Here is a 20,480-nt window from a genome sequence, read left to right on the forward strand (position 1 = left end):
TCAATCCTCACTGCGCGGCCCGGCCGTAACCGGACGCGTACCGCATGATTTCTTCCTGATTGGTCTTGGCGGTCTCAAGCACGCCCGTGATCCGGCCCTGGTGGAAAACGGCGATACGATCCGTCAGTCCCAGAATTTCCGGCAGTTCCGAACTGATGAGAATGACGCCGATGCCCTGTGCAGCCAGCTCGTCCATGATCTTGTAGATCGCGAATTTTGCGCCGACATCGATGCCGCGCGTCGGCTCGTCGAAAAACAGCACGCGCGACTGCCGGAACAGCCATTTGCCAATGATGATTTTCTGCTGATTGCCACCTGAAAGCAGCCGCACCGTCTGTTCGATCGAAGGGGTACGGATGTTCAGGAGATCGACGTAACGTCTGGCGACATCGTCGTGCTTCTTAAAGTCAATCAGCCCGAAGCGGTTGGAGACCTCGCCGATATTGGCAAGCGTCGTATTGGCCGCAACCGACATCTTGATCGCAAGACCATCGCTTTTGCGGTCTTCGGACAGATAGGCGATACCCTCTTCGATGGCATCTCGCGGGGAACTGATGGAAAGCTCCCGCCCGTTGAAAACGACCTTGCCAGCATCCAGAGGATCGGCACCGAAGATCGCCCGTGCAACTTCCGTGCGACCCGCACCCATCAGTCCGGCAAAGCCGAGAATCTCACCGCGCCGCAGCGAGAAACCGACATCGTGGAACACACCCTTGCGCGTCAGCCCTTCCACCGAGAAAATAACATCATCCGTAGGGCGCGACGTGCGTTCCGGGAACTTCTCCTCCAGCGAACGCCCGACCATGCGCGTGACGATATCGTCAACGGTGATCGATGCAAAATCGTCGGTGGAAATATAACGCCCGTCCCGCAAAACCGTCACGCGGTCGACGATTTCGGCCATTTCATCGAGCCGGTGGGAAATATAGACGATGCCGACGCCAGAAGCCTTGAGATCGCGGATCACCTTGAACAACAGCCGCGTTTCCTGCTCGGTCAGCGAGGAGGTCGGCTCATCCATGATGAGGACTTCAGCATCCAGGGAAAGCGCCTTGGCAATTTCCACCATCTGACATTGAGCGACCGAGAGGCCGCGGACAATCTGGTCAGGGTCGATATCGACGCCCAGCCGATCGAGACAGCGCTTTGCATCAAGCCGCAGTTTCTTGCGGTCGACGAGGAAACCACGGCGCGGCTCGCGGGCGAGATAGATGTTCTCGGCAACGGAAAGATGCGGAACGAGGTTGAGTTCCTGATGGATGATGGCGATGCCGGCGGCTTCGGATTCCAGCGGCGATGCATATTGCACTTTGACGCCCTTGTGCAGGATGGTTCCGTCGCTTGGCTGGTAAACGCCGCTGATGATTTTCATCAGGGTGGATTTTCCGGCACCGTTTTCGCCGCAGACAGCGTGAACCTCGCCGCTGCGCAAGTCGAAATGCACATTCGACAACGCTTTGACGCCCGGAAATTCCTTGCTGATGTTTTCGAGACGCAGGAGGCCTGAACCAAGGCCGCGCGCCGTCTCCTCAGGCGAAAAATCGCCTCGAATTGTCGATGCGCCCTGCGACATCAAGAAACCTCCACCCGCGCTCCCCGCTCCACCGGGGGCAATAATGAGCCAAATGGTTAGGCCGCTTTTTTAAAATGGTCAAGCCAATTAGCCCAAAATTTGAATCCAGCGTCTGGTACACGCAAAATCATCTCAAAAGACTTCTTGAAATAACACTGTAAATTCATGTATTTAAGTAATTTCTTGCGTATTGATGCGCTTGGCGCTACGGTAAGGCCAAATTCAGATAACAGACAAGGTTCGTCAGAAAACACATGAATGGTCAGGCCAAAATAGCGGAACCACGCAGGCTTTATCAGCAGATTGCGGACCAGATACGCGAGCTGATCGATCTGGGAGAGTTTCTGCCCGGAACACGACTTCCCGCCGAACGGGAACTGGCACAGAAGCTCGGGGTTTCGAGACCATCACTGCGCGAGGCACTGATTGCGCTTGAAATCGACAACACCGTCGAAATCCGCATGGGTTCCGGTGTCTATGTCTCCACCGAGGCCCTTCAGACAACCCACAACACCAAATCCTTGGGCGACAGCCCCTCCGAACTGATGCAGGCGCGCGCAGCGCTGGAAGGCGCGACAATCGTACTGGCGGCGAGCCGCATGACCGATGAAACGATTGCAAACCTTCGCCAGATTCTCAACACGATGCAGCAGGAAATCGAGGCCGCGCGCAAACCTCTCGATCAGGACCGGCTTTTCCACGTCACCATTGCCGAACAATCCGGTAACAGCGTTCTGGCCCGACTGGTGGCAAACCTCTTCGATGAGCGCCACAGCCCGATTTCGGCACAATTGCGTGTGAAATTTGAGGATCGCGATACCTGGACCCACGCCCTTCAGGAGCACGAAGCGATTCTGGCGGCCCTGGAGTTGAAAGATCCGCTGCTGGCGCAGGCGGCCATGCATACCCATCTGGAAGGTTCCAAGAGACGCTGGGTAGACGGCTAAATTTAAAACATAGCAGGCAATGTACCGGGGAGGAGAAAAACCCGTGAGTGAGAATTCCGAGGCAACCATTTTGCTGAACGCCAACGACAATGTCGCGGTGGCACGCCGGTCGATACCGGCCGGTGGTGCGACGGGCAGAGGCGATCTGACAGCCCGGGAGCTGATCGGACGCGGCCACAAGGTGGCCCTGACGTTTATCAGATCCGGAGACGAGGTCCTGAAATACGGACAGGTGATCGGCATCGCGACACAGGATATCGAGCCTGGCCGGCATGTGCATCTGCACAATCTCGCCATGGTGCCTTCCGAACACACGCATCAGTTCAGTGTCGATATCGAGGAAAAAGGCATGCTGCCCGAGGGCGAGCGCCGGACCTTCAAGGGTTTTGACCGGGGTCTCGGTGGCGTTGGCACACGCAACTACATCGGCGTCATCGCATCCGTGAACTGTTCCGCCACCGTGTCGCGTTACATCGCCGATTATTTCAACAAGCAGGGCGGCCTTGTAGGGTTCGACAATGTCGACGGCGTTGTGGCACTGACCCATGGCGGCGGCTGCGCGCTCAATACGAAATCGGAAGGTTATCGTCTTCTGATCCGCACCATTCAGGGTTATGCCCGCCACCCGAATTTCGGCGGTATTCTGCTGATCGGCCTCGGCTGTGAGACCAACCAGATCGCCCCCATCCTCGAACATTACAAGATGGAGGAGGGCGAACGGCTGCGCACCATGACGATCCAGCAGCACGGCGGCACACGCAAAACGATCGATGCCGCCATTGCCGAGATCAAGGCGATGCTGCCAATGGTCAATGCTGCCCAGCGCTCTGAACAGCCGCTTTCAAAACTGAAGGTCGCGCTAGAATGCGGCGGTTCGGATGGTTACTCCGGAATATCGGCAAACCCGGCCCTGGGATATGCATCAGACCTCATCGTCCGCAACGGCGGTACAACGGTTCTTGCCGAAACGCCGGAGATTTACGGTGCTGAACACCTGCTGACGAAGCGTGCCGTCACGCCTGCTGTTGCCGAAAAGCTTTTGCAGCGCATCGACTGGTGGCGGGATTATACCGCTCGCAACGGCGATGAGCTGAACAACAACCCATCGCACGGCAACAAGCTTGGTGGACTGACCACCATTCTGGAAAAATCGCTGGGCGCAGTGGCCAAAGGTGGCTCCATGCCACTGAAAGCGGTCTACGAATTCGCGGAAACCGTTACTGAGCAGGGCTTCGTCTTCATGGATACGCCCGGTTACGATCCTGTTGCCGTCACCGGCCAGGTCGCCGGCGGCTGTAACGTCATCTGTTTCACCACCGGCCGCGGCTCCGTATCGGGATTCAAGCCGGCACCCTGCATCAAGATTGCCACCAATTCCGAAATGTATGAACACATGAAGGAAGACATGGACCTCAACTGCGGCGAGATCGTTACCGGCGCGGAAACCATCGAGGAATCCGGCAAACGAATTTTCGAGCACATTCTTGCAGTCGCTTCGGGAGACAAGACCGTCAGTGAGATTTACGACTACGGCGACAATGAATTTGTGCCGTGGCAGGTGGGCGCGGTTACCTGACCCGCTTCCAATATGTGCATCGGACTGTCCCACGTGAAACAAAAGGCCCGGAAATCACTTTCCGGGCCTTTTAAATTCTGTGCGCCGTTTCTGCTTAATGGCGGAAGTGACGCATGCCGGTAAAGACCATCGCCACATTGTGCTCATTGGCCGCATCGATCACGTCCTGGTCGCGCATGGAACCACCAGGCTGAATGACTGCGGTGGCACCTGCTGCAATAGCTGCAAGCAAACCATCGGCGAAGGGATAAAACGCTTCAGAAGCCACAGCAGAGCCGCGCGTCAGCGGCTCAGCAAGGCCGAGTGCCTTGGCCGCATCTTCCGCCTTCTGGGCGGCGATACGGGCGGAATCCACCCGGCTCATCTGTCCGGCGCCGATACCTGCCGTCTGGCCGTCCTTGGCATAGATCACCGCATTGGACTTTACGTGCTTGGCAATCTTGAAGGCGAACTTCATGTCTTCAAGTTCCTGAGGTGTCGGCACACGCTTGGTGACCACCTTCAGTTCCAGATCCTCGACCATGCCGTTGTCACGGCTCTGAACCAGAAGACCGCCGGAAACCGTCTTGGCCGTAATGCCGGCAGCGCGCGGATCTGGCAGGCCACCAGCTGCCAGCAGTCGCAGATTGGGCTTGCGGGCGATAATGGACTTTGCCTCTTCCGTCACATCGGGTGCAATGATGACTTCGGTGAAGAGCTTGACGATCTCTTCTGCCGTTTCCGCATCGAGCGTGCGGTTCAAGGCGATGACGCCGCCAAAGGCCGAAACGGAATCGCATGCCAGCGCGCGCCGGTAGGCTTCTGCAAGTGTGGGACCCGTCGCAACACCACAGGGGTTGGCGTGTTTGATGATCGCTACAGCCGGCGCATTTTCCGGCAGGAATTCCGCTACCAGCTCGTAGGCTGCATCCGTATCATTGATGTTGTTATAGGAAAGCTGCTTGCCCTGAAGAAGCGTCGCCGTGGAAACACCGGGGCGCTTTTCGCCGGTCAGGTAAAAACCGGCGCTCTGGTGCGGGTTCTCGCCGTAACGCATTTTTTCCTTCAGCGCACCGCCGATGGCACGATAATCCGGCGTTTCGATAGCCAGCGCCTCAGCAAACCAGTTGGAAATCACCGCATCATAAGCGGCGGTGCGGGCATATGCCTTGGCGGCGAAGGTCTGGCGCAGCGCGTAGGAGGTTTGACCGTCATCGGCCTGCAGGGCTTCCACCAGCGCAGGGTAGTCGGACGGATCGGTGACAACAGTGACATAGGCGTGGTTCTTGGCCGAAGCGCGGATCATTGCCGGGCCGCCAATATCGATATTCTCGACCGTCGTGGGGTAGTCGCCACCCTTGGCGCGAACCTCCTCGAAGGGATAGAGATTGATGACGGAGAGATCGATCGCCTCGATACCGTGAGCCTTCATTGCCTCGACGTGATCAGCATCATCCCGGATAGCCAGAAGTCCACCATGCACGTTGGGATGCAGGGTCTTGACGCGACCATCCATAATTTCCGGGAAATTGGTCACATCGGAAACATCCGTTACCGGCAGTCCCGCGTCAGCGATGGCCTTTGCCGTGCCACCCGTCGACAGCAGCTTGACGCCAAGCTTGGACAGGACAGTCGCCAGCTCGATAATGTCCGTCTTGTCAGAAACGGAAAGAAGGGCTGTACGGATTTTGACTTTATCGGGAGCGGGGATTTTTTTGGAAACGACAGCCATCGGGCATACTCCGTTTAACGGGGAGGACAGGCTGGACTGGGATTGATCCAGCAATTGCCGCCGCGTTAACACAGCTTGCCATATTAATAAACAGCGGGGACGCGGAACGGCGAAAACTATGGCGGTTTTTGCCTGAAACTCGCCAGGAATCCTCTACGCCTTGCGTTCGATGATCCAGCGGATTTCCCGAGTATTCGCCAGATTGAATGGCAGCTCGATCTGCTGCGAAGGCCGCATGCCGGATGCATCCGCCATAAAAACATCCTCGGTCACGAAAAGCTCCAGTCCCGGCGCCGAAAACAGCCAGGTCGTTCCATCCGCTGCCTCCAGATAAACCGACTCCTCGTCCTGTTGATATAGCTGGATGTGGGGGTGGATATGGAACCGCGATACAGCCGATATGGATTGCAATTGCGCCTTCACCACATTCTCGTCGGCACGAAGCAGATCACGGCCCTTTATCTTCGTACCGGCAACATTCAGCTCAATTTCCCGATCGTGATAGCAACCGAAATTCTGCAAATAACCGTCATGCGACGCCCACAGGACATCATTGCCATTTGCATCCGTTCCGCGGCGGCTCTCCACCTGACTGACACCGGAAATCATGATCGGCCCGAGCAGTCTCGAGCGGGAAAGTCTGCAAGACGACGTGTCGGCGAGCGTGACCGTTGAATGGGCCGCCGTCGAGCGGCTCGCCCGCTGATATTCGGGTGCTGCGTTTTTCGGGAAGCCCGAATTGACGATGAACCGGCTCTTGCCACAGGACATCTCAAAGGACAGGCAGCCCGAATGGGCGTTACGCGAAAGCTCCGCCGAGCCTGGATGACCAGTATCGACGATGATGACCGTCTCATCGGTTGCAAGACGATGATAATTGACATCCGGCAGCATTTTGGACGGCCGGCCGGCTGTCTCATCATAACGAAGTACCGACACAAGTTCATTGGCAAGCGTGGCGGTGGCGCCATTGAACAGCGCCAGATCACCGCCCTGGTGGCGGAAAAACCGGATGGCCGGAAACATCCTGTCAATCGCCGGCACCAGCCCCGAGGGCAGATCGTGACCGAGATTGATGTAGCTTTGCCTAAGCGGCAAAAGATCGAGCAGCAAATCCAGCATGACCCTCGGATTGCGGGAAACATGCCCGCCATCTGGAAGAATCTGGCGTTCCATTTCCTGCGCCAGCTTCATTCCGTGCCGAGTAATATGGGAAAGGCGGGTCGGCATGGCGATGGACGCGACGGCCAGCGCAATCCTGATCCGCAGCCTCGCTTCGCCATCCGGCGCATGTTTGACGATCCTGTCGAGATAACGCACGTGAAACGCAAGACTTTTCAGGAAACGACGATAAAAACCCGCATCGGCCTCATGTAAAACGACGGGAGAATGGGACAGCCAGGCAATCAGCCTCTGTGCCGCGATCTCCGGAGACCAGGCAATCCCCGCAACCCGCTTGCCGTGAATAGTCATCCATTCGGCGACGATACGGCGCGCCCGCTTGCTTGCCTCACTCGATCTATCGGAACGGATATGCCGCAGCCAGCCAAATGCATGCAGCCGCTCTTCAAAAACCAGCGAAGGATAGTCCACCTGAAATGGCGATAGACCGCCGGTTTCGACGACGCGGCCGGCGAGCGCAATCCGGCCCCGCAGCAATTCCTCGGCAAAATACGGATCGATTGCCCTCAGATCAGTCGGCGCCGCCACCAGACCATCGGGAACGCGATTGGCAAACCGGGATATGCGCAGGCGCAAAGGAGCAAGGCCCACACACAGATGACGATACGCCATCCGCGAGAGAAGACCGGCGGCATTGATGCTGCCTGCAAAGGACCCTGACAAGCTGTGTTTCCCGTTTCACATGTTTTGTTTTTATGAGTGAACCGTGATGATCGGAACGTATCGGCAATTATCCAATGATTCGCGGAAGCTTGGCTTTTTTCTACTTCTTACGCAAGACACTGCTAAAAAACCCGTCGATGCCGCCGAACATATCCGGCGTTGTACGAAGATCGCCTTCGGCAGTGACGGCGGCTTCCATTCCTGGCCAATCGTCCTTGCGAACGGCAACACGCTCGAAGTCCGGGTTTTCCGCCAGGACCTTTGCAATCATCGCTTCCCCTTCAGAGGGATCGAGCGAGCAATTGGAAAACACCACAATGCCGCCAGCTCCCACCAGCGTGAGCGCGTGTCGCAACATCTGTCCCTGAAGAGCGGCAAGCTTGGCAATATCATTCTCGTCCTTCGTCCAGCAGACATCGGGATGTTTACGCAACGTGCCGGTAGACGAGCAGGGGGCATCCAGAAGAACGGCGTCGAAAAGCTGTTCCGGCTGGTACTTCAGCATATTGGCTTCAACGGTTTCGGCGTGAAGACCAAGCCGGTCGAGATTTTCCCTGAGGCGGCGAAGACGATTGCCGGACTGGTCCAGGGCAGTCACCTTCGCGCCGGCAAGCGCGAGCTGGGCAGTCTTGCCGCCCGGAGCTGCACAGAGATCGGCAACACGTTTTCCGGAAATATCGCCCATCAGCTTCACAGGCATGCTGGCCGCGAGATCCTGAACCCACCAGGCACCCTCGGCAAAGCCTTCAAGCGAGGGAATCTGGCCTTCAAATTCACCGAGACGGACACTGCCATTTGGCAAAACCGTACCGCCCAGCTTTTCCGCCCAGACAGCCGGATCCTTCTTCACCGTGAGATCGATGGAAGAGGGCGTCAGCTGCGCTTCGGAAATCCGTTTGGCAACCTCATCTCCATAAGCCGAAACAAGCCGAGCGTAGAACCAGTCCGGCAGCACGGGCACATCCGCGATCGCCTTTTCGATTTCTGCTTTTTCCCGGCCCAATCGCCTGAGGACGGCATTCACCAGCTTGGCAAAACGTCTGTTGCGCGGATCGCGGTGTGCCTGTTCCACGGCAAGATCGACCGCAGAATGATCGGGGACATCGAGGTGAAGCACTTGCGCTGCACCAACGACAAGGACGTGATGAAGCGACCGGGCGCCCTGCGGCAACGGTCCGTCAAGCAGCATCGACAAGGCGGCTTCGATACGCGGAAGGTGGCGAAGCGCGCTGTTGACGATCGCTCTCACCAGCGCCCGGTCCGCAAGGGATAGCACGCGATAGACGGGATTGCCGTTTTCGCTGTCCAGCATACCGTCCAGCGAGGTTTTCTTTTCCAGAACGGCCGCCAGAATGCGGGTTGCGGCAACGCGTGCAGCAAGGCCGGGTTTATCCTGGAAAGACGAAGGGCCGTCTTCGCGGCCCCTTGCATGGTCCTGTCCCGGTTTTTTAGACCGCGACGGCTTATTTTGAGTATCGGATGTCAAGACCACGGTCCCTTGCGCTCGTTTTCTTTGCCTCGTCCCCAGCCCGTATTGGGAACGGAGCCTGATTTGCGCTGAGGTCTATCACCCGATGGCGTTCGCGTCGATCCTCGCGGGGAAAACTCCTGCGCCATGGCGTGAAGTGCCGCCACCCGGTTTTCCGTATTCGGATGCGTAGAAAACAGGTTGTCCATGCGCTCACCGGACAGGGGATTGATGATGAACATATGCGCCGTCGCCGGGTTACGCTCCGCATCCTCATTATGAATGCTCTGCGCCATGCCCGAAATTTTCTGCAGTGCCGAAGCGAGCCAGAGCGGATTGCCGCAAATTTCCGCTCCCCGCCGGTCGGCAGAATATTCTCGCGTACGGCTAATGGCCATCTGCACCAGCATCGCGGCGAGCGGCGCCACGATCATCGCAACCAGTACGCCGATAAAGCCCAGCGGATTATTGTTGTTTTCACGATTGCCACCAAAGAAAAACGCGAAGTTGCCGAGCATCGAGATGGCGCCTGCCAGCGTCGCGGTCACAGTCATCGTTAGCGTATCTCGGTTCTGCACATGGGCCAGCTCATGCGCCATGACACCAGCCACTTCTTCAGGGGTGAGGCGCTCCAGCAGGCCCGTCGAGGCGGCGACAGCGGCATTCTGCGGGTTTCTTCCCGTCGCGAAGGCGTTCGGCTGCGGGCTGTCATAAATATAAACCTTGGGCATCGGAAGATCGGCATTATGCGAGAGATCGCGGATCATGTGGAAAAATTCAGGCGCATTCGCCTCATCGATCTCGCGTGCACGATAGGCCGACAGGACCATCTTGTCCGAATTCCAGTAGGAGAAAAGATTCATACCAGCGGCAATAAGCAAGGCAATCATCATGCCGCCCTTACCGCCGATCAGAAAACCGACACCCATGAACAATGCCGTCATGAAGGCCAGAAGCATTGCCGTGCGCATCATGTTCATATGTCAAATTCTCCTTGTTACCACTCAGGAAATATTCCGGGGTTTATAAAGCCCATCTGTTTATATAATCTGGTGAACGGCAAACATATTTCAATATCCCGTCATAGGGAGGATTACTCATGCAGGATGCGGATAATGACAACGGCGCAGAAATGCTCAAGCGGCTTTCGCCGGCGGCGGAACGTGCGTTGAAGGAAGCGGAAGAACGGCGCAAACAACAGGCGGATCTTCAATTGCCGCAGGAAACCGGCGGTCGCGGCGGCGCGGAACCTGTTCGTTTCGGTGACTACGAAATAAACGGCCGCGCTATCGACTTTTGAGCACCACAGCATAAAAATACCCGCTAAACGCGGGTATTTTATCAATTAAAACCGATACTTGCTTATTTTTGCTCTAGAAGGCGGCACACGGCTTCCAGCTGCTCTAGCGTGCGGTATCCGATGCGGATTTGTCCCGATCCGCCTTTGTGGCTGATCTTCACGTCCAGACCGAGAGCATCCGAGAGGCTGCGTTCAAGCGCGACCGTATCGGAATCCTTCTCAGGCGAAGGCCGCTTCTCCAAAACGTCACCCTGCGACTTGATGTCGTTTTGCGCCAGGCGCTCGGCATCACGCACCGAAAGACCCTTGGAAACGATAGTCCGAGCCAGACCTGACGGATCGGAAGTGGAAACAAGTGCGCGCGCATGGCCAGCGGAAAGCGAACCATCCGCCAACATGTCCCGAACCGGATCGGGAAGTTTCAAAAGACGAAGGCTGTTTGCAACATGGCTTCGGCTCTTGCCGATGATTTCACCGAGGTCGTTCTGAGTGTAGCCATGTTCGGCGATCAACTGCTCATAGCCCATCGCTTCTTCAAGCGGATTGAGATCGGAACGCTGGACGTTTTCGACGATAGCCAGCTCCAGAGCCGTTCGGTCATCTACATCCCGAACGATGACAGGAACGTCCGTAAAACCGGCCAGCTGTGCCGCGCGCCAGCGCCGTTCACCAGCGATTATCTCGTAGCGGTTGACGCCAATCGTTCGCACGACCACAGGCTGAACAATCCCGTGCTGACGAATGGACGAGGCAAGATCCTGCAACTCATTTTCGTCAAAGTGTCGACGTGGGTTTCTCTGGCTGCGAGCGATGAACTCGATCGGGATGGCGCGATCCGCACTAACGGCGCGCTGCGGTTCACCCACCGGCACAGGCTGATCCATTTCGCCGATCAACGCCGCGAGACCGCGTCCGAGTCGACGCTTGGAAAGATCATCACTCATAAGATATTACTCCATATACTCCGGCAAAACGTCAGGCCGCCTTGCGCAGACGCTCTCTCTGGATCACTTCGGAAGCCAATTGCAAATAAGCCTGGCTGCCAGCGCATTTCAGATCATAAAGAATTGCCGGTTTACCATAAGACGGCGCTTCGGAAACCCGAACATTGCGCGGAATGAGAGTGTGGTAAACCTTTTCTCCCAGATGCATCCGCACATCGGAAACCACCTGCTGCGCAAGATTGTTGCGCGCATCGAACATCGTGAGAACGATACCCTGAATATCAAGCTGCGGATTGACGGAGCCGCGTATCTGGCTAACCGTATCCAGCAGCTGACTGAGGCCTTCCAGCGCAAAGAACTCGCACTGCAACGGTACCAGCACCGAATGGGCGGCGGTCATGGCATTCATCGTCAAAAGATTAAAAGAGGGCGGGCAATCTACCAAAATATAGGAATAGTCTCTGGCTTCCTGCGTCTCCATGGCGGTACGCAACAGAAAGACGCGGTTGGCAACATTCGCAACCTGCATCTCAAAGCCCAGAAGATCCATCGTTGACGGGACGATATCGAGGTTCGGAACTGCTGTCGGAACCGCAACTTCGGCAACGTTATGATCACCCACCAGAAGATCATAGGAAGAAAGCTTGCGCTCTTTGCGGTCGATTCCCAAACCTGTGCTGGCATTACCCTGCGGATCAAGATCAATGATCAGCACCCGCTCACCAATAGCCGCCAATGCAGTAGCCAGATTGATGGCCGTCGTTGTTTTGCCAACGCCACCCTTCTGGTTTGCGACTGCGATAATCCGGTTTTTTTCAGAAGTCATACCGCACCTGACCAGCTCGTCAGTGCCTCTTAGTGAGGTTACTGATTTCAAGAACAACAGAATCTGCCTCAATGGCACTCTGGTGTTTTATCAGATCAAACTGCCAGCGGCCATGCGCTTTCTGCAGTTCGGATTCATAATCCCTGCCTTTATTGAAATATGCCCTGAGATTTGGATTATTCTGCGCCCACGGGTAAATATATTCGAAAAGTAAATTCATCTCGGCGAGGGCTCTCGCCGAAATCGCATCGCAATTTTCAACGGTTTCAGGCGCTTTTTCAATTCTGACTGGATGAACCGCGCCTCTTGCGCCGGTTTCCTTCAGCGCAATTCGCAAAAACGCAGCCTTTTTATTGTTGCTCTCTACCAGATCGACCCAACCATCACCCAGTTCCGCGAGAAAAATCGCTGTAATGACGCCCGGAAAACCGCCGCCGCTTCCCAGATCAATCCATTTTTGCGGTTGAGGGGCGAGCTGAAATATCTGTGCACTGTCCGCCACATGCCGGCTCCAGAGCTCAGTGAGAGTCGAAGGCGCAACCAGATTTGTGGTTTTGTTCCACTTCTTGAAAAGCTCGACGAAATGTTCGAGCCTCTCCTGTGTTTCACGTGAAACACTCTGGCCGTTTATCTTCATGGTCCGACTCGCTATTGGTGCACGCGCAATTTTTCACTTCCTGATGCGGAGCCTTTCCGCAGAAGTGCGAGAAGCAGCGATATCGCAGCAGGTGTCATACCGTCAACACGCGCAGCCTGGGCAATGTTCTCTGGACGTGCCTTTTCCAGCTTTTGTTTCAGTTCGTTGGAGAGACCGGACAAAGACTGAAAATCGAAATCATTGGGAATTTTTCTGTCTTCATCGCGCTTGATATCGACAATATCCGCGCTTTGGCGCTGCATATAGACAGCGTAACTCGCTTCTATTTCCAAAACCTCAGCGACCTTGGTATTAAGCGCCCGTAGTTCCGGCCAATGAGCGGTAAGAGTTTCCATTGTGATATCGGGGTAGGCGAGCATTTCATAAACCGAACGACGCTGACCGTCCTGGTTGAGTTTCAATCCCTGTTTAGCAGCCTGGGAGGGACTGATGGAAATGCTCTTCATCAGCTCGCGACCCCGATCCAGATCGGAGATAAAATCTGCGAAGCGTTTTTGGCGGTCATGCCCGATAATGCCGGCCATCTGACCAATAGGTGTAAGTCGCAGATCAGCGTTGTCAACGCGAAGTGAAAGCCGATATTCGGCTCTTGACGTAAACATGCGATAGGGTTCGCTGACACCCTTGGAGGTGAGATCGTCGATCATCACACCGATATAGGATTCGGTACGACTGAAATGGATAGGGTCTGCGTCGCCTGCATATAGCGACGCATTCAATCCGGCAACCAGACCCTGGGCACCTGCCTCTTCATAACCCGTCGTGCCATTGATCTGCCCTGCCAGGAACAATCCCGGAATTTTCCGGCATTCCAGAGAAGGCTTCAGCTCACGCGGATCGACATAGTCATATTCAATCGCGTAGCCGGGCTGAATGATGTTGACTTGCTCAAGGCCGGGGATCGTGCGGATAAACTGCTCCTGAACTGAGGCAGGAAGCGACGTCGAAATTCCATTTGGATAAATTGTGTGGTCATCAAGGCCTTCTGGTTCCAGAAATATCTGATGACCGTCCCGTTCACCGAAGCGTGTAATCTTGTCTTCAATCGACGGACAATAGCGCGGACCAACACCCTCGATCTGTCCCGAATACATCGCTGACAGATGAATATTATCCTGAATGATCTTGTGTCCGGCCGGCGTCGTTCGGGTTACGCCGCATTCGATCTGTGGATTGACAATGCGATCCGTCATAAAGGAGAACGGAACGGGATCTTCATCGGCCGCTTGCCGATCCACGCCTTCCCAATCGATCGTGCGACCATCAAGACGGGCAGGGGTGCCAGTCTTCAATCGCCCCATGGCAAGGCCGAGGCGGGCAAGTGTTTCGGAAAGACCGACAGACGGCTTTTCACCAACCCGGCCTGCGGGAATCTTTTCGGAGCCGATATGAATAAGGCCGCGTAGAAAAGTGCCGCTCGTCAACACAACAGCACCACAAGGAATCCGGCTACCGTTTGCCATGATTACGGCGGAGACCTTATCATCCGCCATTTCAATATCGAAAGCATCACCCTCAATAATAGTCAGGTTTTCAATCGTATTGATTTCCCGCTGCATTGCCTCGCGATAAAGCCGCCGATCAGCCTGCGTGCGCGGCCCGCGGACGGCGGGGCCTTTTTTGCGATTGAGCATACGGAATTGAATTCCCGCTGCATCAGCAACCCGGCCCATCAAACCGTCCAGCGCATCTATTTCGCGGACCAGGTGTCCCTTACCGAGACCACCGATTGCCGGGTTACAGGACATCACCCCAATAGTCTCTCGCTTATGGGTAACGAGAGCGGTTTTAGCGCCATGTCGCGCAGCGGCCGCCGCAGCTTCGCTGCCGGCATGTCCACCACCGATAACAATGACATCAAATGACTGGTGCATATCTCCGCGCCTTATCCCAAATCATCGGCTTTGCCGTATTGGCCACCAATGTTTCACGTGAATCATTTTCCTATGCAGAATTCCGAGAAGATCACGCCTAGCAAATCTTCCACATCGACGCGGCCAGTAATGCGTCCAAGCGATGTTGCTGCGAGTCTCAAATATTCCGACCTTATCGCAAGGTCCGTGGTCTCGGAATTGAGCGCATCACTAACATAGTTCAGCGTCTCTTCAAGTCGTTTTTTGTGCCGGGCGCGGGCAGGGACCAATGTCTGTGCAACACCAACCCTGCTTTCAATCTCTCGCTTGATCAATAGACGCAATTCGTCGAGACCGACGCCTTCCCTGGCGGAGATGGCGAGATCAAAAACAGCGTCAACTGTAGAAGAGGAAATCGCGGTTTTTGTCCGTAGATGCAAATGGCGAGCATTTTCCAGCGAAATGATCGATTGTTTCGGAGTCGAATCGTTATCTTGCAATACCAAAATAAAATCCGCGGTTTCCGCTGTCAGAACGGCCCGCCTTACGCCTTCCTTTTCGACCACATCCTGCGTCTCCCGAATTCCGGCCGTATCGAATATGCGGACCAGGTAACCGTCGAGATTAATATCGACGCTCAGCACGTCTCTGGTCGTACCAGCAATGTCAGTGACAATAGCAACGTCACGGCCGCTCAGAGCATTAAGAAGCGTGGACTTGCCAGCGTTAGGCTCCCCTACCAGCGCCACCTTGAACCCGTCACGAATAATCTCACTGCTTCCGCCGTTCTGGAGATGGCTGGTGATTTCGCTATGAAGTTGCATCATCGCGTCCCACACCTGCGCGGCAACTGAATCCGGCACATCTTCCTCGTCGGCGAAATCCAGCTCTGCCTCGATCAGGGCGCGAGCACGCGTCAACCGGCCTGCCCAGCCATCGTAGAGCGCTGACAGCTTACCAGTGCTCTGCTCAACCGCTAGCCGCCGCTGCATCTCCGTTTCAGCCTGCAGCAGATCAGCCAGACCTTCGATTTCGAGAAGATCCATCTTGCCGTTTTCAAACGCACGGCGGGAGAACTCGCCGGCATCCGCAGGCCGAAATCCTTCGAGCAGTTCGAGCTCGGCAAAAATTGATGCGACAACCGCACGGCTTCCGTGGCTGTGGATTTCGATGCAGTTCTCACCCGTAAAGGAATTTGGTGCAGGGAAAACGATCATCAGCGCCTGGTCGATGATCTCATTGTTTCGGTTTCGAATCGAACATAGAACCGCCTGCCGCGGTGCGGGAAGGTCACGACCGGTCAACGCGACAAAGGCTTGGAACGCGCCGGGCCCACTAATCCTGATAATTGCGACGCCGGCCGGCAATGCTCCACTGGAGAGCGCATAAATGGTATCGGCGGAAGCTGGCATCATTCACCTCGGTTAAAACAGTCAAGCCGCATCCGAATGAACGGATGCGGCTTTAAAGCTTTGTCGATGGGACCGGTAAAACTCCGGATCAGGTATTCATCGATTCGAAGAAATCCGAATTGGTCTTGGTCTGCTTCAACTTGTCGATCAGGAACTCGATGGCATCCATCGTTCCCATCGGCGCGAGAATGCGGCGAAGCACGAAAATCTTCTGGAGATCCTGACGCGGCACGAGCAGGTCTTCCTTACGTGTACCGGACTTGAGAATATCGAGTGCCGGGAAGATACGCTTGTCAGCGACCTTACGGTCAAGCACGATTTCCGAGTTACCCGTACCCTTGAATTCTTCAAAGATGACTTCGTCCATGCGGCTGCCGGTGTCGATCAGCGCGGTCGCGATAATCGTCAGCGAACCACCTTCTTCGATGTTACGTGCGGCACCGAAGAAACGCTTCGGCCGCTGCAACGCGTTGGCATCCACACCACCGGTCAGGACCTTGCCGGAAGACGGAACGACCGTGTTATAAGCTCGGCCGAGGCGGGTGATGGAATCGAGCAGGATAACGACGTCGCGGCCATGTTCGACAAGGCGCTTCGCCTTTTCGATGACCATTTCGGCCACCTGGACGTGGCGTACAGCTGGTTCGTCGAAGGTTGACGACACCACCTCACCCTTGACCGAGCGCTGCATGTCGGTGACTTCTTCCGGACGTTCGTCGATCAGAAGCACGATCAGGTAACATTCAGGATGGTTAGCCGTGATGGAATGCGCGATGTTCTGCAAGAGAACAGTTTTACCGGTACGCGGCGGCGCGACGATCAATCCACGCTGGCCCTTGCCAAGTGGCGCGACCAGATCGATCACACGCGACGACAGATCCTTCGATGTCGGAAGCTCCAGCTCCATCTTGAACCGCTCATTCGGATAAAGCGGCGTCAGGTTATCGAAGTGAACCTTGTGACGGATCTTTTCAGGATCGTCAAAGTTGATCGTGTTGACTTTGAGAAGCGCGAAATAACGTTCGCCTTCCTTGGGTCCACGGATCGGCCCCTCAACAGTATCGCCGGTCTTCAGAGAGAAACGGCGAATTTGCGAGGGCGAAATGTAGATATCGTCCGGACCCGGCAGATAATTTGCATTTGCGGACCGTAGAAAACCGAAACCGTCCTGCAGGACTTCAACGACGCCTTCGCCGATAATTTCGATGTCCTGGCTCGCGAGAACCTTGAGGATTGCGAACATAAGCTCCTGCTTGCGCATGGTGCTCGCATTTTCAACTTCCAGGGATTCAGCAAAAGTTAGCAAGTCGGTAGGCGATTTGCTCTTAAGTTCCTGAAGCTTCATTTCAGCCATGAAGGAAAGACCGTTTGATAATGTAATGTCGGGGGAGGGCGTGTTCGCGAATCAGATGCTGAGGGAGAAGCCGCAGATGACTGAATAATTCACATGCCACGAGATGAGTGGTCCGAAAATAGCGATTGAATAGGGCTACTGCAAGAGGAAAGCACGAATTCCGCGAAATTTATCGGTGCGACCTCTTAACCGAAGGGTTTCACAACCACAAGTATGACTATAAGGATCATCAGTACCGTCGGAACCTCGTTCATCAACCGCCAGTGACGGGCAGGCCTGATATTTTCATCCCGGGCGAACCGTTTGGCACTGCGGGTGAAATAGACATGGGCGATGGTTAGAAGCACCACCAGTGCGATTTTCGCATGTAGCCAGCCGCCGGAAAAACCATAAACCGACCATGCGAGATAAAGCCCCAATATCCAGCTGATCATCATCGCCGGGTTCATGATGACCTTGATCAACCGCTGTTCCATCACCTTGAAGGTTTCGGATTGCTGCGAACCGGTGGGTGCATCGGTGTGGTAAATGAACAGGCGCGGCAGGTAAAAAATCGCCGCCATCCAGGAAATCACCGCGATGATATGAAGCGCCTTGATCCAGAGATAGAGATCGGCCGGATCGGCGTAAAACAACAAAGCGACAAAAGCGCCAAAGACACCGAGCGCCATACCTGCGCGAAGGGCAGCCCTGTTTCCTGAGCGGGCGGAGGTCTGCTTCTCGCCGCTCATGCCCCGGCTCCGCCGGCACGCACCCGCTGCACCAGCCTTGCAACGTTTTCCGGATCGGCCTGCGGCGTGATGCCATGGCCGAGATTGAAGATCAGCGGGCCCTGGCCCAGAGCCTGCAGCACAGCGTCGATACCGTCCTCCAGAGCCTTGCCACCCGCCACCATCAGCATGGGGTCCAGATTGCCCTGTACCGGGCCTTCCTTCTGCAAGTCCCTTGCGAAACCGAGTGGCACCGACCAGTCGAGGCCGATGGCGTCTGCGCCCGTTTTGCGGCGATAATCCTTCAAAAGATAACCGGCCCCTTTGGCAAAGGCGATGATCTTCGCGGAGGGGCGGCGAGCGCGCACCGAAGCGATGATACGGGCGACGGGTTTTACCGCATATTCCTCGAATTCCTTCTCGCCGAGCACCCCGGCCCAGGAATCGAAAATCTGCACCGCATCGGCCCCGGCATCAATCTGCGCCACAAGGTAGTCGGCGGAAACCTCAGCCAGCAAGGCAAGAAGCTTTTCCATGGCTGCCGGCTCCCGATAACCGAACAACCGCGCCGGCGCCTGATCAGGCGTTCCGTGGCCGGCAATCATGTAGGTTGCAACCGTCCAGGGCGCACCGCAAAAACCGAGAAGCGTCGTCTCATCCGGTAAGGTCTGGCGCAAGCGTGAGACGGTTTCGAAAACGGGCGAAAGATGCGCAATGACATTGCTCGCATCCAGCCTGTCGACGCCATCCGCGTCGATCGGATCCATGGCCGGACCCTTTCCCTCGCTGAAGGAAACATTGCGATCAAGCCCATCCGGTATCACCAGAATATCGGAAAAGAGGATAGCTGCATCAAGACCGAACCGGCGAATGGGCTGAAGGGTCACTTCGGTTGCCAGTTCGGGATTATAACAGAGATCGAGGAAACTGCCGGCGTTCTTTCGCGTTTCCCTGTACTCCGGAAGGTAACGCCCTGCCTGCCGCATCAGCCATATGGGCGGAGGTGTGACCGTCTGCCCGTTCAACACCTTTAAAACCTTACGCTCGCTCATGCCACCCAACTTCCAAAAAATAAAATCTAAGAGATTTAAAAGATTTTCTATTTCTTAGAGTCGGTGAGTAGCAAGGATTAAAATCTTTCCAGTCGATATGCCGCAGTCGGGTGTAAGCGCCAAGAACTGAACACGGCATTTCATCGCTTCATCGCAATAAATGGGATAATAGATATTTATATAATAGTTTCAGCTATTTAAGTTCTATCCTCTGAAGCCGTTGCCTGTGGATCATCTGTGGACAGTTTTGAACAAGTTCAGAGTTTCCAGACAATTCACAGGCATGCCTGATAGCAAGGACGCCACTTGCGGATTGTGGAAAAAACCCACTTTATCCACGAGGCGGCTCGGCCCGCGGAACAATTCGGAAGTTTGTCCCGGTTCATCAACAGCGAGAGAAAAACAGCGTGGAGAACAAAAAAAGTTTCTTCCATTTGCACCTGATTTCGGACTCAACCGGAGAGACTCTCATGTCGGCCGGTCGTGCCGTCTCGGCGCAGTTCCACGCTTCGATGCCGGTGGAACATGTTTATCCGATGATCAGGAACCAGAAGCAGCTCGCCCAGGTGGTGGATCTGATCGACAAGGAACCGGGCATCGTTCTTTATACGATCGTGGATCAGCAGCTGGCCGAGTTCCTGGATTTGCGCTGTCACGCGATCGGGGTGCCCTGCGTCAACGTGCTCGAACCGATCATCGGCATTTTCCAGACCTATCTCGGCGCACCTTCGAGACGGCGGGTCGGGGCGCAGCACGCGCTGAACGCGGATTATTTCGCGCGGATCGAAGCGCTCAATTTTGCGATGGACCATGATGACGGGCAAATGCCGGAAAGCTATGACGAAGCCGATATCGTCATCATTGGGATCAGTCGAACGTCGAAAACACCGACAAGCATCTATCTCGCCAACAGAGGCATAAAGACCGCCAATATACCGGTCGTTCCAAACGTGCCGTTGCCGGAAAGCCTTTATGCCGCCACCCGTCCTTTGATCGTTGGTCTCGTCGCGACATCGGACCGCATATCGCAGGTACGTGAAAACCGGGAACTCGGCACGACCGGTGGATTTGACAGCGGGCGCTACACGGATCGCGCCACCATCATGGAAGAGCTGAAATATGCGCGTGCGCTCTGTGCCCGTAACAATTGGCCGCTGATCGATGTTACACGCCGCTCCATAGAGGAAACGGCCGCGGCAATCCTTGCCCTTCGCCCGAGGACACGATAATCCGGATCGCACCATTCGGAGC

At 55.6% G+C, this 20,480-nt stretch carries 17 protein-coding genes; 4 read left to right on the forward strand and 13 right to left on the reverse strand.

Annotated elements, in window-relative coordinates; translation table 11 throughout:
* Positions 1 to 7: 7 nt before the first annotated feature.
* A complete protein-coding gene (locus ACQZ45_RS17385) occupies positions 8 to 1,573 on the reverse strand; it encodes a sugar ABC transporter ATP-binding protein (RefSeq protein ID WP_013637002.1) in 1,566 nt (521 codons plus the stop codon).
* A 254-nt stretch (positions 1,574 to 1,827) separates the two neighbouring features.
* Here ACQZ45_RS17385 and ACQZ45_RS17390 point away from each other — a divergent pair, with 254 nt between their 5' ends.
* Entirely contained in the window at positions 1,828 to 2,520 is a 693-nt protein-coding gene (locus ACQZ45_RS17390; RefSeq protein WP_013637003.1) for a FadR/GntR family transcriptional regulator, read from the forward strand.
* Between the two features lie 43 nt (positions 2,521 to 2,563).
* Entirely contained in the window at positions 2,564 to 4,096 is a 1,533-nt protein-coding gene (locus tag ACQZ45_RS17395) for a UxaA family hydrolase (protein WP_003516393.1), read from the forward strand.
* 94 nt (positions 4,097 to 4,190) lie between these two features.
* Here the strand turns inward: ACQZ45_RS17395 and purH are convergent, their stop codons facing one another.
* The 4 genes from purH to htpX form a co-directional block, all read right to left on the reverse strand.
* Positions 4,191 to 5,807 carry a bifunctional phosphoribosylaminoimidazolecarboxamide formyltransferase/IMP cyclohydrolase gene (gene purH, locus ACQZ45_RS17400; RefSeq protein WP_013637005.1) on the reverse strand — a complete coding sequence of 539 codons (1,617 nt, stop codon included), beginning with the start codon at positions 5,805 to 5,807 and terminating at the stop codon, positions 4,191 to 4,193.
* A 153-nt stretch (positions 5,808 to 5,960) separates the two neighbouring features.
* Positions 5,961 to 7,601, reverse strand: a complete 1,641-nt coding sequence (locus tag ACQZ45_RS17405) for a heparinase II/III family protein (RefSeq protein WP_080581008.1) — start codon at positions 7,599 to 7,601, stop codon at positions 5,961 to 5,963.
* Between the two features lie 151 nt (positions 7,602 to 7,752).
* A complete protein-coding gene (locus ACQZ45_RS17410) occupies positions 7,753 to 9,138 on the reverse strand; it encodes an RsmB/NOP family class I SAM-dependent RNA methyltransferase (protein ID WP_113291812.1) in 1,386 nt (461 codons plus the stop codon).
* Positions 9,135 to 10,100 carry a zinc metalloprotease HtpX gene (gene htpX, locus ACQZ45_RS17415; RefSeq protein ID WP_065662925.1) on the reverse strand — a complete coding sequence of 322 codons (966 nt, stop codon included), beginning with the start codon at positions 10,098 to 10,100 and terminating at the stop codon, positions 9,135 to 9,137. Before htpX ends, ACQZ45_RS17410 begins: the two co-directional genes overlap by 4 nt.
* A gap of 119 nt (positions 10,101 to 10,219) precedes the next feature.
* Here htpX and ACQZ45_RS17420 point away from each other — a divergent pair, with 119 nt between their 5' ends.
* Entirely contained in the window at positions 10,220 to 10,420 is a 201-nt protein-coding gene (locus ACQZ45_RS17420; protein ID WP_003516384.1) for a DUF1674 domain-containing protein, read from the forward strand.
* Between the two features lie 62 nt (positions 10,421 to 10,482).
* Here ACQZ45_RS17420 and ACQZ45_RS17425 read toward each other — a convergent pair whose 3' ends face one another.
* The 8 genes from ACQZ45_RS17425 to hemE form a co-directional block, all read right to left on the reverse strand.
* Positions 10,483 to 11,364, reverse strand: a complete 882-nt coding sequence (locus ACQZ45_RS17425) for a ParB/RepB/Spo0J family partition protein (protein ID WP_003516383.1) — start codon at positions 11,362 to 11,364, stop codon at positions 10,483 to 10,485.
* Positions 11,365 to 11,395: 31 nt separating this feature from the next.
* Positions 11,396 to 12,190 carry a ParA family protein gene (locus tag ACQZ45_RS17430; RefSeq protein ID WP_003516382.1) on the reverse strand — a complete coding sequence of 265 codons (795 nt, stop codon included), beginning with the start codon at positions 12,188 to 12,190 and terminating at the stop codon, positions 11,396 to 11,398.
* A 19-nt stretch (positions 12,191 to 12,209) separates the two neighbouring features.
* Positions 12,210 to 12,827: a 16S rRNA (guanine(527)-N(7))-methyltransferase RsmG gene (rsmG, locus tag ACQZ45_RS17435; RefSeq protein ID WP_113291811.1), complete on the reverse strand. Its 618-nt coding sequence runs from the start codon at positions 12,825 to 12,827 to the stop codon at positions 12,210 to 12,212.
* Positions 12,828 to 12,838: 11 nt separating this feature from the next.
* Positions 12,839 to 14,722, reverse strand: coding sequence for a tRNA uridine-5-carboxymethylaminomethyl(34) synthesis enzyme MnmG (gene mnmG / locus ACQZ45_RS17440; protein ID WP_113291810.1), 1,884 nt, complete (start codon positions 14,720 to 14,722; stop codon positions 12,839 to 12,841).
* A gap of 62 nt (positions 14,723 to 14,784) precedes the next feature.
* Positions 14,785 to 16,116 (reverse strand): tRNA uridine-5-carboxymethylaminomethyl(34) synthesis GTPase MnmE, encoded by a 1,332-nt coding sequence (mnmE, locus tag ACQZ45_RS17445; RefSeq protein WP_162736199.1) that lies wholly within the window; start codon positions 16,114 to 16,116, stop codon positions 14,785 to 14,787.
* Positions 16,117 to 16,201: 85 nt separating this feature from the next.
* On the reverse strand, positions 16,202 to 17,467 hold the full coding sequence (gene rho / locus ACQZ45_RS17450; protein ID WP_013637014.1) for a transcription termination factor Rho: 1,266 nt from the start codon (positions 17,465 to 17,467) through the stop codon (positions 16,202 to 16,204).
* Positions 17,468 to 17,652: 185 nt separating this feature from the next.
* Entirely contained in the window at positions 17,653 to 18,198 is a 546-nt protein-coding gene (hemJ, locus tag ACQZ45_RS17455; protein WP_113291808.1) for a protoporphyrinogen oxidase HemJ, read from the reverse strand.
* The gene (hemE, locus tag ACQZ45_RS17460; RefSeq protein ID WP_113291807.1) at positions 18,195 to 19,229 is read right to left on the reverse strand and encodes a uroporphyrinogen decarboxylase; all 1,035 of its coding nucleotides are present in this window, start codon (positions 19,227 to 19,229) and stop codon (positions 18,195 to 18,197) included. The genes hemJ and hemE overlap by 4 nt, the downstream gene beginning before the upstream one ends.
* 407 nt (positions 19,230 to 19,636) lie before the next feature.
* On the opposite strand from hemE, the gene ACQZ45_RS17465 reads away from it, so the two are divergent.
* Positions 19,637 to 20,458, forward strand: coding sequence for a pyruvate, water dikinase regulatory protein (locus ACQZ45_RS17465; protein WP_003516369.1), 822 nt, complete (start codon positions 19,637 to 19,639; stop codon positions 20,456 to 20,458).
* Positions 20,459 to 20,480: the final 22 nt, after the last annotated feature.

Source organism: Agrobacterium sp. 16-2014-1-2a (assembly GCF_053522705.1).